Genomic DNA, 13,632 nt, shown 5'->3' with positions numbered 1-13,632 from the left:
AGTGAAGTAAACCAATGAAAAATGCTCAGCCCCATACCATTTATCTCAAGGATTATCAGGCACCGGATTACCTGATTGATCGCACCGAGTTGCTGTTCGACCTGAAGCCCAATGCGACCCTGGTGACCTCGCGGCTGCTGGTGCGCCGTAATCCCGATGCAGTGAAGGATGATGAAGCCGGTCTGCCCGCTCTGTGGCTGGACGGGATTGACCTCGAACTCCTGTCTATTGCAGTGGATGGGGCTTTGCTTCCCGCGCAGCGCTTTCGGGAGGAAGCCGGTGGTCTCTCGCTAACCGTCGACAAGCCCGAGTTTCTTCTGGAGATTCAGACCAGAATCGCACCGGAAAGCAATACCTCGCTGGAGGGCCTGTACCTCTCTAATGGTATGTACTGTACCCAGTGCGAGGCGGAAGGGTTCCGCAAGATTACTTTTTATCCGGACCGTCCGGATGTGATGTCTGTCTTCACCACAACGATCGTCGCACCGGCCACCTACCCGGTATTGCTTTCCAACGGCAACAAGGTGGATAGCGGTACAACCGAAGACGGACGGTTGCGGGTAACCTGGGAGGACCCCTTTGCCAAGCCCTCGTACCTGTTTGCCCTGGTGGCGGGGGACCTGCAGTATGTCGAAGACACCTTTACCACGTGCAGCGGCCGTAACGTCAAATTGCAGCTGTTTACCGAGGCGCGCAATATCGGAAAGTGCGCCCATGCCATGACCTCGCTGAAGCGCTCCATGCGCTGGGACGAGGAGGTGTACGGCCGTGAATACGACCTGGATATCTTTATGATCGTCGCGGTCGATCACTTCAATATGGGCGCCATGGAAAACAAGGGGCTCAACATATTCAATTCCGCGTGTGTTCTGGCGAGCCCGGAAACCGCAACCGATACCGCCTTTCAACGTATTGAAGCCATCGTCGCCCACGAATACTTCCACAACTGGTCCGGCAACCGAGTCACCTGCAGGGACTGGTTTCAGTTGAGCCTGAAGGAAGGGTTTACGGTATTTCGGGATGCGGAATTTTCTGCGGACATGAATTCCCGTGCGGTCAAGCGCATAGAAGATGTCACTTTGTTGCGTACGGCACAGTTTGCCGAGGATGCCGGTCCCATGTCGCACCCGGTACGACCAGATTCGTATATGGAGATTTCCAATTTCTATACCCTGACCATCTATGAGAAGGGCGCGGAAGTGGTGCGGATGATCCACACCATTCTGGGCGCGGAAGCGTTTCGCCGGGGCAGTGACTTGTACTTTGAGCGTCACGACGGGTGCGCGGTCACCTGTGAAGACTTCGTTGTGGCGATGGAAGACGCCAACAACGCCGATCTGAAGCAGTTTCGTCGCTGGTACGACCAGGCGGGTACACCGGTGCTGGATGTGCAAGACGAATACGACGCTGAAAATGCCACGTACACGCTCACCTTTCACCAGCATACCCCCGCGACTCCCGGTCAGGAGGAGAAGCTACCCCTGCACATACCCGTAGCGGTCGGTTTGTTGGGTGCGAATGGAGATGCGCTTGCACTGGATGAGTCGGACAGTAAAGAAAAGGTATTCCACCTTACCGAGGCAACGCAGTCGTTTACCTTGCATGGGATTAACGAGCGCCCCCTGCCATCGTTACTGCGCGGCTTTTCTGCCCCGGTAAAGTTGCGGTTTGACTACAGCAACACGCAACTGCTGTTTTTGATGCAGCATGACACCGACGCCTTTAACCGCTGGGATGCCTGCCAGCGCCTGGCGCTGAGGACGCTGGAACAATTGCAAACACAGTACCGGGCCGGTGACGTACTGGAATCTCCCACCGCGCTTATTGATGGCTTTTCTGCGGTGCTCGGGCATACCGAGCTGGATCCCGCCCTGGTGGCAAAAATGCTTACCCTGCCCAGTGCGCAGGAGATGGCAGAGCAGGGCAGTGAAATTGATGCCGAGGCGATTGTTGCCGCGCGGGAATTTGTCCGCAGCACCATTGCGGGGGCACTCAAGTCGCGCTTCCTGACTCGCTACCACGCGCTGGATGAGCGCAAGGCGTACCAGCCTACGGCGGAAGATATCGCACAGCGCAGCCTTAAAAATACCTGCCTGGCGTACCTGTGTAACACCGGCGACGAGGACGCGCTGACACTCGCACAGGCCCAGTTCGAGCGCGGCGAAAACATGACAGACGTTTCCGCGGCACTGGCTGCCCTGGTGGAGTACGGTGCAGAAGGCGTGGCCGAGGAGAGACTGGCGTCCTTCTATCAGCAGTGGCAGCACGATACCCAGGTTGTGGAAAGCTGGTTTGGCATGCAAAGCAGTAGCGCCAGTTTTGGTTCCCTCGGGCGTGTCCGCCAGTTGCTGTCGCACCCGGCATTTGAACTGAAAAACCCCAACAAAGTGCGCGCGGTTATCGGTGGTTTTGCCATGCGGAATTTCAAGCAATTCCACCGTGAAGATGGGAGTGGCTACGAGTTCTTGGCGGATCAGGTCATTGCACTGGACGGATTGAACCCGCAGATCGCCTCGCGGCTGGTGACGCCCCTCACGCGCTGGAAAAAGTATCGCGCCCGTGAGGCGGAGCAGATACAGGGTGCACTCAAGCGCATTGCCGACAGTGGTGAGTTATCGCCTGATCTTTATGAGGTGGTGAGCAAGAGTCTTACCTAGCGGTTTTTCATACATACACATATATAGACGAAGGGGCCTCTGGCCCCTTTTCTTTGGCACGTGATTTCACTGAATGCGGTGTTGGCCCTGAGGCGAGCGCGCTCGCCCAAGTTCGACGATGGACAGGGTTCCGTTGTCGAGCTTGAGGTGGGTCTGCGAGGTGTAGTCCGGATAAAACTGCGTGATTTTGCCATCGCCCCGCAACTGGGCAATCACCGAGTTGATGACCATGAAATGGCAGAAAACCAGAGAGGTGTGCGCGTTAGCACTGAAGGTGCTATCTGGACCTCCGGCGGCTTCTCCTGAGTGGGACCCCAAGGACATCAGGAATGCGATCAGCCGTTCCCGCCATAGCGCTTGGGTGGCCGACAGGCTGCCCCACTCGCTGTGAAGAAGTTGTCGGATCCAGTCGCCACGTTGAGCGAGTGGCATGCCCTCGGGGGAGGGGATTTCTACCACGTCTGGTGCCTGCAAAATCTCATGCCCCCAATGTGTCGCCAGGGGGAGTGCCGTCTGCAGAGCGCGGGATTTCGGGCTACTGATGATTTGCACGCCTTCACCACCGGGGTAACGGCCGCCGACAATGTCCACCAACGCCTGCGCCTGTTGTTGCCCGAGTGTCGTCAGGCCCGGATCGGGATCCATTGCTGACTTCGCAGCTTCCCCGTGTCTGATAAGTATGATCTCGTGCAACGGACTGGTCTCCTTGAGCGTGGGCGTGTGTCCATGATAACGGAATTGGGCCAGCCCAGTGCGGTCATGCCTTGATGGGCAATGCAAAAAGAAAAGAAAATCGAGATCCTGGTTGCAACCAAAAGTTAGTTCGATATTATTGGTCGTTCGCTGTCACGTTTTAACCATCATAATTTTCTGAGATAGTTCATGAGCCAGATCGTCATCCAGTTGTGCTTGCCCGGCCGCCGTGGAATGTATTCCGCCGCTGCGCTTGGTCTGCGTGCAATGGTGCCTTCCTCGTGGCTCCGTTCCTTCTGTATTTGTCTATCCATTACCCTGTGTAAGCACCTGTGCGCAAAGCGTATCTGTGCGGTGGTGTCCACTGGTGTGCGCCGCATGATTACCTGACAGTAAACAATTTTTATATGTGCTGGAGGGTTAGATGAAAACCCTTCAGGCGAAAACCCGGAGGGTTCTGCCCTCCGGGTTTTTTTGTGCCGATGAATTGGGAGATACGGCAATGGACAGGCAATGGTGGCAATCACTTTACGGCTTACCGCCCCTGATATGGATTATTTTACTGGGTAGCTTCTTTGGTCGCGGCACCTATTTTATGGTGTGGCCATTCCTGGCTATTTTGCTGCACGAGAAATTTGCACTGGGACCCGGTGTGATCGGTGTGATTCTCAGTGCGTCAGCCATGGCGTCCGCGCTGCTCGGTTTTTTTGTCGGTGCACTTTCAGATCGTTATGGTCGGCGGGGTGTGCTGATTCTCGGCACTGCGATCAATACCGTTGCCTTCGTGATTTTGTCTCAGGCTGAAACCCTGATGGCTTTTGTGATTGCGATCACCCTCTGCTCTATAGGGCGCTCAATCTGGGAACCACCTGCGAGTGCACTCTTTGGGGACCTGATACCTGATGCCAGAAGTCGTGAACTGGCACTGCAATTTCGCTACTTCCTGATTAATGTGGGCGCGGCTCTGGGCCCGATCATTGGTGTGTGGGCAGGTATCAGCGCGCAACAGTCCACCTTCGGACTGACCGCGCTGAGCTATTTGTTGTTGTGCATCGGGCTTGTATGGGGCTTCCAGTATTCCGTAGCGGGAAAACAGTCCCGTCGACAACAGCACGCCGCCAGTGGTTTGGCAGAGACGTTACAAGTGTTGCGCCAGGACCGTGTATTCCTCGTGATCGTACTGGCGAATGTGCTGACGTTATTTATCTACGCACATTTTGATACCAGCCTGGTTCAGTACCTGACGCAAATGCAGGCGCCATCTTTAGTGGGGCTGATCTCGGGCATGATCCTGATCAATGCCATGACCATTGTGCTTTTGCAGTTCCCATTGTTGCGTGTCATGGGCCGGCTGGATGTAAATCAGCGGATGATAATCGGCGTCATTATTCTTGCATTGGGCCAAGCCTGGTTCGCGTTGAACCCCATTCACTGGCTCTACGGCTGGCTGGGCGCGACGTTTGTGGTGAGTATTGCTGAAGCAGTTTTGTTTCCCACCATGAGTATTCAGATAGACAGAATGGCTCCAAATCATCTGAGGGGCAGTTACTTTGGTGCTGCATCTTTTTATACGTTTGGCTGGTCGAGCGCACCACTGGTTGGCGGCTATGTCATTCAGTGGTTTGGTGGAAGTGTTCTCTACTGGAGCATGTTTGTGTTTTGTGGCCTTGTCCTGATGCTCTATCGCTACAGCAAGCGATTGAGTGAAGGGGAGAAACGTATCGCCGCGCCAGTCAGTGGACAGCCCGCGAATGGGCCAGCGGCGCTGTAACTAGTGAGAACGGGTTCAGGTGCTGGTCGTCTTTATTGTCGATTCGGCGCCTGATTTTCTGCAGAGACTTATATTCCCTTTCTCATTTAGCGTCTGATTGCTTGAAGAATCTGAATAACTCATCCATACCAATATATGCCTGATTAAAAAATGGGCATTTAGAGTGAAGTTTGTACTCTTGCTGAGGGTTTGGGTACTGCTTCGTCAACATTGGTCAGTATCTCATCAGTGGATGGTGGGAAGTGAGTAGGTAGGCAGGATGCAAACCCAGGTAGTCGATAAGTCGAGCGGCGTCCTGAGTTCGTTTGATTCCACCAACGTGGTTTTAAACTCACCAGGTTTCGTCAAGCTTGCTCTGGCACAAGAAGACATTGTTTCTTTCTCCAGGGCTGGTGACGATCTGATTATTCAGCTGGATAACGGCGAAATAGTCACGATCGCAAACTTTTATTTGGCGGATGCCACCAGTACCCAGAGTGATCTTTTTATTGAAGATCCGCAGTCGGGCACAGTGATGCTTGCTCAGCAGGGTGCAGATGGCTCCATTTTTTCCATGGCCCAGGTCAGTAGCAGTGCGGACCTGGCAGGCGTGGTTCCATCCGGAGGGGAGTACGTCTGCCCCTGGGTGTGGGCGGGCCTGGCGGCACTAGGTATCGCCGCAATCGCAGCATCAGCGGATGATGACTCCAGCGGTCGCGGATTCGAGCCGTTTGTACCGCCCCCGCCCCCGCCACCGCCCCCGCCACAATCACCACCCGCGCCGTCGCCCCCTCCAGATCCGCCCGTACCGCCACCGGAGCCAGAGCCGCCGGTGCCCGTGCCACCACCCGAAGGAGACGCAGACGCGGATTCGGACGCGGATGCGGATGCGGATACCGACGCTGACGCGGATGCCGATGCGGATACAGATGCCGATGCGGACGCCGACGCGGATGCCGATGCGGATACCGACGCCGACGCGGATGCAGATGCGGATACGGACGCCGATGCAGATGCCGATGCGGATACGGACGCCGACGCGGATGCCGATGCGGATACGGACGCCGACGCAGATGCTGATGCGGATACGGACGCCGACGCAGATGCTGATGCGGATACGGACGCCGACGCAGATGCAGATGCGGATACGGACGCCGATGCGGATGCCGACGCCGACGCCGACGCCGATGCAGATGCCGATGCAGATGCCGACGCCGATGCAGATGCCGATGCGGATGCCGACGCCGACGCCGACGCGGATGCCGACGCGGATGCCGATGCGGATGCCGACGCTGACGCCGATGCCGACGCGGATGCGGATGCGGATGCGGATGCTGACGCGGATGCCGATGCCGATGCCGATGCCGACGCCGACGCGGATGCCGATGCCGATGCCGATGCGGACGCCGATGCCGACGCCGATGCCGATGCGGATGCCGATGCGGATGCCGACGCAGATGCGGATGCCGATGCGGATGCCGATGCGGATGCCGATGCGGATGCGGATGCGGACGCCGATGCCGATGCCGACGCCGATGCCGACGCCGATGCCGACGCCGATGCGGATGCGGATGCCGACTGCGACATCAATATCGATATCGACATAGATATTGACATCGACTGCGAGTGCGACGCCGATGCCGATTCAGACGCAGACGCAGACGCAGACGCAGACGCTGATGCAGATGCGGACGCTGATGCTGACTCCGACGCCGACTACAACTTCAGCTACGAATTTGATTTCCACGGCTATGAAGTGGATATCGACGTCGATGTGGACATTGAAAAGTCCGGCAGTCACAAGGATGGCGATTGTGAAATCGACATCGATATAGACATCGACATTGATATCGAATGTGACGCGGACGCAGATTCGGACGCTGATGCCGATGCAGATGCAGATGCCGATGCGGATGCCGACGCGGATGCCGACGCGGATGCCGATGCGGACGCCGATGCAGATGCGGACGCTGATGCGGATGCCGACGCGGACGCCGATGCGGATGCGGATGCCGACGCGGACGCCGATGCGGATGCGGATGCCGACGCCGATGCGGATGCCGACGCCGACGCGGATGCCGATACCGACGCGGATGCCGATGCCGACGCGGATGCCGATGCGGACGCCGACGCGGACGCCGACGCAGATGCAGATGCCGACGCCGACGCCGATGCCGACGCCGATGCCGATGCCGACGCCGATGCCGACGCCGATGCCGACGCCGACGCCGACGCGGATGCGGATGCCGATGCCGACGCGGATACAGATGCAGATGCCGATGCGGACGCCGACGCGGATGCCGACACCGACGCTGATGCCGACGCCGATGCAGATGCCGATGCAGATGCCGATGCAGATGCAGATGCGGATGCCGACGCCGACACCGACGCGGATGCGGATGCCGATGCCGATGCCGATGCCGATGCGGACGCGGACGCGGATGCCGACGCGGATGCAGATGCCGATGCGGACGCCGACGCGGATGCCGATGCCGATGCGGATGCAGATGCGGATGCAGATGCGGACGCCGACGCAGATGCCGACTCGGATCTCGACAGCGGTATCTCCTACGTCGCGTTCCGGTTGGAAGACGGCAGGGTGATTAAGGTTGAGGGCTTTGAAGGCGAGTTCGCTGACATCAAGGATCCCAAGTACCCAGAGTCACTTTACGATTGCATCGAGGAAGAGTACGGCTCTGCGGTCGATGTCGATGGCCCTGGAGATCCCTACATCATCAAGGCCGGGTCTGATGGCATTGGCAATGGGCATTACGACCCGGATGGCAATGAAGTCACGACCGCGGGTTGGCCCACCAATCCATCCGGAAATGTGGGAGGCGATGGTGTCTCTGGCTCGATCGACGTGGCCGACCTCTGTGATGATGCAGAAATGTCGATGGTAGAATCGAGCATGACGTCTGCCCTGGCTGAAGATCTGGATGTCGACAGCAGTGCGCTGCACGACAACCCGGAACTTGAAGCGATGCTCGAGGCTGCTCTGCAAGAGGCATTGGAAGATGCGCTTGACGACATCATCGAGCTGGCAGAGCAGATCGCCGACGACGGAGAAGACTGTGGATGCCACGACTCCTCCTCAGCGGGCGAGCTCGAGTCACCACCAACGCTGGAAGACCTGTTGGCTGACTACCTGGAAAGTGATCCACTGCCAGGATTGGGAATGAGTGATTCCCTCGGTCAGGACCTGGGTGAATTCCTCCAGCAGAGTGATACTCCGGAGATGTTGCCGCCAGATATGGATGACCCAATGAGGGACCTTTGGTCTCAAAATGGGAATCACGATCTGTAACGCGCTTCACTGAACTGGCCCAGATTTTTTGGGCGCCACAAGCACCGGGCTGAAAACCCGGTGCTTTTTTATTGGGCTAAACTTTAAGCACCAATAGCAATAAATGTTGGGTGTGGGATCTACAGGAAGTGGTCCGTACGCAGCACGAACAAGTGAATAACAGTGAGTCACCAATACACGATTCTCAAGCTAGGGACGGCTGAGTGTTCTCCAGGCCGCCAAACCTATTCCGCCTTCCGGTTGCTGATCGCGGTTATTGTCGCGCTGTCTTCCCCAGCGTTTGCCGACCCGTCAAATGAATCCGCGTTCGAGTCAATTAGCCCGAGTCGCCTACAAGGCGAGGTAACGGTCAGTCCGCTCTATTCAGCGCAACCGTTGAATCCCGGTATATCTGCCAGCAGCGCTGGTGTAACCATCGGGATGACGGATGCGGTTCAGCAAGCAGTGGCCTGGCACCCGGCCGTGGGGCAGTCGGTGGGTGAACTCCAGCGTCAGCAGCAAAATATTCGCTCAGCACGCGCCGGCTATTTTCCGCAAGTGAGTCTTGGCGTTGTCGGTGGTTATGACACGGAGAACGATGGTGATGGCGAAGGGCATGCGGTACAGCTGTATATTTCGCAGGTCATTTACGACTTCGGAAAAATCTCCGGAAGCATCGATTCGGCGACGGCGGGCGCACGTGCATCCCAGGCGAGGGTGCTGCAACAGATCGATACCATTGCGCGAGACACCGCTCAGGCAGCGCTTGAGGTAATGCGCTACCAGGCCCTGGTGGAGTCCGCCGATGCCCAGGTGGAAGGGGTGTCATCCATTTCTCGGTTGGTGTCCATGCGCAACAAGCGTGGAGCCAGCTCCCGCTCGGATGTGTTGCAGGCGCAGGCACGTATCGAATCTGCCCGAGCCAACCGTCAGCAGACGCTCGCACAACTGAATCGTTGGCGCAGTGTTCTGCAGAACTTGATGGGCACAGAGCAGCCAGTCGCCTTGACCAATGGGGTTCCGCAACCTGTGGTCAGTGGTTGCATGATTGACCCCATGCTGGCCAATACGGCTCCAGCCGTTTTGCTGGCGGAGGCGGAGCGCGCTGAGGCTGTGGCGCAGCTGAAAGAAGCGCGCGCACAATCCTGGCCGACCCTTTCTCTGGATGGCAGCGTCAACCGCTATCTCGATCAGCAATATATTGATACCAATGCACTCAATGATAACGAGAGTGCCATTTTCCTGAACCTTTCGATGCCGATTTACCAGGGGGGGCGCATCTACGCCAATCGGGACGCGGCGAATTTTGCCATGCGCTCGGCTGAGGCCGCCAAGGACAGTGCCAGGCTGACGGTGGCAAGGGACCTGCGTATCGCGCAGAGCCAGAGTATTGGATTGGAGCGCAGCCTGAATATTCTGGACACGCGGCTTCGCGCCATCGAAGAAACGCGGGACCTGTATCGCAAACAGTATTCGGCACTCGGAACGCGCACATTGGTCGAGCTGTTGAACTCGGAAGAGGAAGTGCAGCAGGCACGGATCGAGAAGAGTAATACTCAGTATGACCTGTACCAGTTAAACGTCGACTGCCTGTACACCGTGGGTGAAATACGCAGTGCTTTTGATCTTCAGGGGCGCGCCATACAAGGGGTGGAAGTTCTGCCATGAAGGAAACGCCACATTCGCAGGAACAGGCAGGGGCATCCTCGCAGGCAAACGCGCAGATGTCAGGTGGAGGTATAGAGTACGCACCCTGGCGCACCGCGATTGTGGCGGTGGCGAAGCACTACCGGCTGGAGTTCTCCGAAGAAAATGTCCGCATCGCTTCCCATTGGGGTAGCGCGGAACCGGTCGAAAATGTGGTGCGCAGTATGGCGCGGCAAGCTGGCCTGGTGGCGAAATTTTGTGACTTTGAGGCAGGTATGCTGAGTCCATGGCGACTGCCCCTGGTCATTCAATTGCGCGATGGTCAATTGGGTGTCATCGAAGCGTCGGATGGTAAAGGAGAACTTTCCGTTGCGTTTAGCGGAGACCAGGGGGCGATATCCCAACTGAAAGCGGATGCGCTGGTCGCCCAGATCTCAGCGGTCGTTATTCTGCGACCGGCGAATAATGTTGCGGACGCGCGTGTGGACGACTACGTCAAGCCGCAGGAAAAACACTGGTTCCGCTCCATTATTCTGCGGGATCTCAAGCCCTACGGTCATGTCATGATCGCCACTACCGTGGCGAATGTGCTTGCACTTGCCGGTATTCTGTTCTCCAAACAGGTGTACGACCGGGTCATCCCCGCGGAATCTACTCCCACCCTGTATGTATTGTTTAGCGGGGTGATGATTGCGGTGATTTTTGACTTCATCATGCGCGTCAATCGAGTCCGGGTGACCGATCTGCTGGGTAAGCGCGCCGATATTCGTGTATCCGATCTGGTTTATGGGCACGCGGTTCGCCTGCGCAATAGTGCCAGACCGAAGTCCACCGGTGCCTTTATTTCCCAAATCCGGGAACTGGAGCGCGTGCGGGAAATGGTCACGTCCACCACCATTCTTGCTCTGGCGGATATGCCGTTCTTTTTTCTGTTTCTCTTTTTCATGTGGTACATCGCCGGCCCGCTGGCGCTGGTGCCGCTCGCAGCGCTTGCTGCACTGATTATTCCCGGCCTGCTTGCCCAGCGAAAACTAGCTCGGCTGGCTGGCGAATCCATTCGTGAATCCTCCCTGCGCAATGCCATGTTGGTGGAAACTGTACAGGGTATGGAAGACATCAAGGCGTTGCAGGCGGAGCAGCGCTTTCAGCAACAATGGAATCATTACAATGCGGTCACCGCAGAATCCAATCTGCGTTTGCGCGGATTGATCGGTCGCCTGGTGACCTGGACCCACAATGTGCAATCCTCGGTGTTCGCGCTGATTGTGCTGTTTGGTGCGCCGATGGTGATGGCCGGGGATATGACCACTGGCTCACTGGTGGCGGCCTCCATTCTCGGGTCCAGAATGATGGCGCCCATGTCGCAGATCACGCAGGTGCTCAGCCGATGGCAGCAGGCAAAATATGCGCTCAAGGGGCTTGATCAGATCATGCACCTGCCAGTGGATCATCCGGAGGGCAGTCGCCGGGTGCATTTGCCTTCCATTCGCGGCAACTACCAGTTGCGACAGGCGGCGTTCAAATATTCTGCCGGGGACGATGGTGTACCGGCGTTGCAAGTGGATTCCCTGCGGATCAAGGCCGGGGAAAAAATTGCCATTCTTGGGCGCAACGGTGCAGGCAAGTCAACCTTGCTACAGGCACTTTCGGGCTTTATGGAGGCGAGTGCCGGGGAAATTACCCTCGATGGCGTCAGCCTGGCGCATATCGACCCGGCAGATATCCGACGGGACATCGGGTTGCTCACCCAGAATGCCAACCTGTTTCACGGCACCCTGCGGGAAAATGTGACACTGGGCGCGCCCGGGGCGACGGACCGGGAAATTCTTGCAGCGCTGGATATGTCCGGGGCGCTGGAATTTGTCCGCAAACTGCCAAAAGGGATGGAACACCTTGTTCTGGAGGGCGGTCTGGGTTTGTCCGGTGGCCAGCGTCAGTCACTGCTTCTGGCGCGGCTGTTTATCCGCAATCCACATATCGTGCTGTTGGATGAACCCACCGCGTCCCTCGACGACCTCACCGAAAAGCGTTTTATCGCGAAGCTGCAACGCTGGGCCGAGGGACGGACCTTGATTTTTGCCACCCATCGCAGCAGTACCCTGCAATTGGCCGATCGCGTTCTGGTGGTGGAAAACGGCCGCTTGATTCTGGACGAACCCAAAGCCATCGCCCTGCAAAAACTGGCTCAGGCCAATGCACGAGACACAACGGCCTCGACCAATGAGGGCGAAGCATCGGCATCCACGGATGCGCGCAGGCGCCGTAAAGACGAGCAGGTGAGCTGATGTCGGAACGCAAACCTCAGCAGGTACACAAGAATGCGCAAGACAATGCACTCGCGGGACATGAGTCCGCCATCAGTAACCGAGCCGGGACACCGGCAGTTGCCGCGAACGTGGCGATGTTGGAAGCGGACTTTCACAATGCCGGTGCCCACTACAGCGAAGATTCGGACGACTCCCGTCTGGCCAGGTCTAATCGCGTAATCTGGATTTTCTTCCTGTTACTGGCGTGCTTTGTTGCCTGGTCGTATTTCGCCACGGTGGATGAAGTGTCGAAGGGCGCCGGAAAAGTGATTCCCACATCCCGGGCGCAGGTGATCCAGTCGTTGGAGGGCGGGATTCTCGCGCGTTTGAATGTCTCCGAGGGGGACATTGTCGAGCGCGGGCAGATCCTGGCACAGCTGGATCCCACCAAGGTACGTTCCAATGTGCAGGAGAGTGAAGCGCGGTACCGTGCGGCACTGGCCAGTGCGGCGCGCTTGAGTGCAGAGGTCAATGGTACCGAGCTGGCCTTTCCCGATTCTTTGCAGCAGCACAGTGAATTGATTGCCAAGGAGCGCAGGCTCTACCAGACCCGGCAGAAAAGCCTGCGTGACTCGCTCAGCAGCCTCGAAGAATCCCGCGATCTGATTAACAGCGAATTATCCATTACCCGTTCGCTGGTGAGTTCCGGTGCGGCGAGCAATGTCGAAGTCCTGCGCTTGAGTCGCCAGAAATCGGAAATTGACCTGAAGATCAAGGATGTGCGCTCGGAGTATATGGTGCGCGCCCGCGAGGAGCTGGCATCGGTGAGCGCCGAGGTAGAAGCTCTGCGCTCGGTGATCGAAGGGCGCTCGGATTCCCTCACGCGGCTTACCTTGAAATCTCCGGTCCGCGGTATCGTCAATGACATTGAAATAACAACCATTGGCGGTGTTCTACCACCCAATGGCCGCCTGATGGAAATTGTACCGCTGGATGACCGCCTCCTGATTGAAGCAAAAATATCGCCGCGGGATATCGCGTTCATTCATCCCGGGCAGGATGCCAAGGTGAAAATCACGGCCTACGACTTTTCGGTGTATGGTGGCCTGGATGGCAAGGTGACCAGTATTTCACCGGATACGATTCAGGATGAAACCCGGCCCGGTGAGTACTTTTACCGCGTATTGATTCTTACCGAGAACGACGGCCTGCTTAACCGGGCTGGCAAGGAGTTTCCGATTGTCCCGGGCATGGTGGCAACGGTGGATGTGCGCACCGGGTCCAAGACCGTTTTCGATTATCTGGTGAAACCCTTCAATCAGGCCGGCGAGGCGTTGCGTGAGCGCTGATCCC

At 57.4% G+C, this 13,632-nt stretch carries 8 protein-coding genes; 7 read left to right on the top strand and 1 reads right to left on the bottom strand.

The genetic code is table 11. The features are described 5' to 3' along the window. The first annotated feature begins 14 nt into the window (after positions 1–14). Complete coding sequence (pepN, locus tag JF535_RS14360) at positions 15–2,657, top strand: aminopeptidase N (RefSeq protein WP_207003284.1); 2,643 nt, start codon at positions 15–17, stop codon at positions 2,655–2,657. A 66-nt stretch (positions 2,658–2,723) separates the two neighbouring features. Here the strand turns inward: pepN and JF535_RS14355 are convergent, their stop codons facing one another. Next, positions 2,724–3,350: a histidine phosphatase family protein gene (locus JF535_RS14355; protein WP_277987249.1), complete on the bottom strand. Its 627-nt coding sequence runs from the start codon at positions 3,348–3,350 to the stop codon at positions 2,724–2,726. A 189-nt stretch (positions 3,351–3,539) separates the two neighbouring features. Here JF535_RS14355 and JF535_RS14350 point away from each other — a divergent pair, with 189 nt between their 5' ends. The 6 genes from JF535_RS14350 (at position 3,540) to JF535_RS14325 (ending at position 13,628) form a co-directional block, all read left to right on the top strand. Further along, positions 3,540–3,740 (top strand): hypothetical protein, encoded by a 201-nt coding sequence (locus JF535_RS14350; protein WP_207003280.1) that lies wholly within the window; start codon positions 3,540–3,542, stop codon positions 3,738–3,740. A 34-nt stretch (positions 3,741–3,774) separates the two neighbouring features. Continuing rightward, the gene (locus JF535_RS14345) at positions 3,775–5,121 is read left to right on the top strand and encodes an MDR family MFS transporter (protein ID WP_242523843.1); all 1,347 of its coding nucleotides are present in this window, start codon (positions 3,775–3,777) and stop codon (positions 5,119–5,121) included. Positions 5,122–5,380: 259 nt separating this feature from the next. Beyond that, on the top strand, positions 5,381–8,407 hold the full coding sequence (locus tag JF535_RS14340; protein ID WP_207003278.1) for a BapA/Bap/LapF family prefix-like domain-containing protein: 3,027 nt from the start codon (positions 5,381–5,383) through the stop codon (positions 8,405–8,407). Positions 8,408–8,827: 420 nt separating this feature from the next. Then, a complete protein-coding gene (locus tag JF535_RS14335; protein ID WP_242523842.1) occupies positions 8,828–10,054 on the top strand; it encodes a TolC family outer membrane protein in 1,227 nt (408 codons plus the stop codon). After that, complete coding sequence (locus tag JF535_RS14330) at positions 10,051–12,318, top strand: type I secretion system permease/ATPase (RefSeq protein WP_242523841.1); 2,268 nt, start codon at positions 10,051–10,053, stop codon at positions 12,316–12,318. The genes JF535_RS14335 and JF535_RS14330 overlap by 4 nt, the downstream gene beginning before the upstream one ends. Then, on the top strand, positions 12,318–13,628 hold the full coding sequence (locus JF535_RS14325; RefSeq protein ID WP_242523840.1) for a beta-barrel domain-containing protein: 1,311 nt from the start codon (positions 12,318–12,320) through the stop codon (positions 13,626–13,628). Before JF535_RS14330 ends, JF535_RS14325 begins: the two co-directional genes overlap by 1 nt. Positions 13,629–13,632 lie beyond the last annotated feature (4 nt).

The sequence above is a fragment of the Microbulbifer salipaludis genome (assembly GCF_017303155.1).
GTDB classification, from domain to species: domain Bacteria; phylum Pseudomonadota; class Gammaproteobacteria; order Pseudomonadales; family Cellvibrionaceae; genus Microbulbifer; species Microbulbifer salipaludis.
The sequence above is the reverse complement of the archived record's forward strand: the minus strand, read 5'-3'. Positions and strand labels throughout refer to the sequence as shown.

What these genes read in the sequence shown, in the direction of transcription:
- pepN (WP_207003284.1), top strand. Translation starts at nt 15, where the DNA reads ATGAAAAATGCTCAGCCCCATACCATTTATCTCAAGGATTATCAGGCA.
- JF535_RS14350 (WP_207003280.1), top strand. Translation starts at nt 3,540, where the DNA reads ATGAGCCAGATCGTCATCCAGTTGTGCTTGCCCGGCCGCCGTGGAATG.
- JF535_RS14345 (WP_242523843.1), top strand. Translation starts at nt 3,775, where the DNA reads ATGAAAACCCTTCAGGCGAAAACCCGGAGGGTTCTGCCCTCCGGGTTT.
- JF535_RS14340 (WP_207003278.1), top strand. Translation starts at nt 5,381, where the DNA reads ATGCAAACCCAGGTAGTCGATAAGTCGAGCGGCGTCCTGAGTTCGTTT.
- JF535_RS14335 (WP_242523842.1), top strand. Translation starts at nt 8,828, where the DNA reads ATGACGGATGCGGTTCAGCAAGCAGTGGCCTGGCACCCGGCCGTGGGG.
- JF535_RS14330 (WP_242523841.1), top strand. Translation starts at nt 10,051, where the DNA reads ATGAAGGAAACGCCACATTCGCAGGAACAGGCAGGGGCATCCTCGCAG.
- JF535_RS14325 (WP_242523840.1), top strand. Translation starts at nt 12,318, where the DNA reads ATGTCGGAACGCAAACCTCAGCAGGTACACAAGAATGCGCAAGACAAT.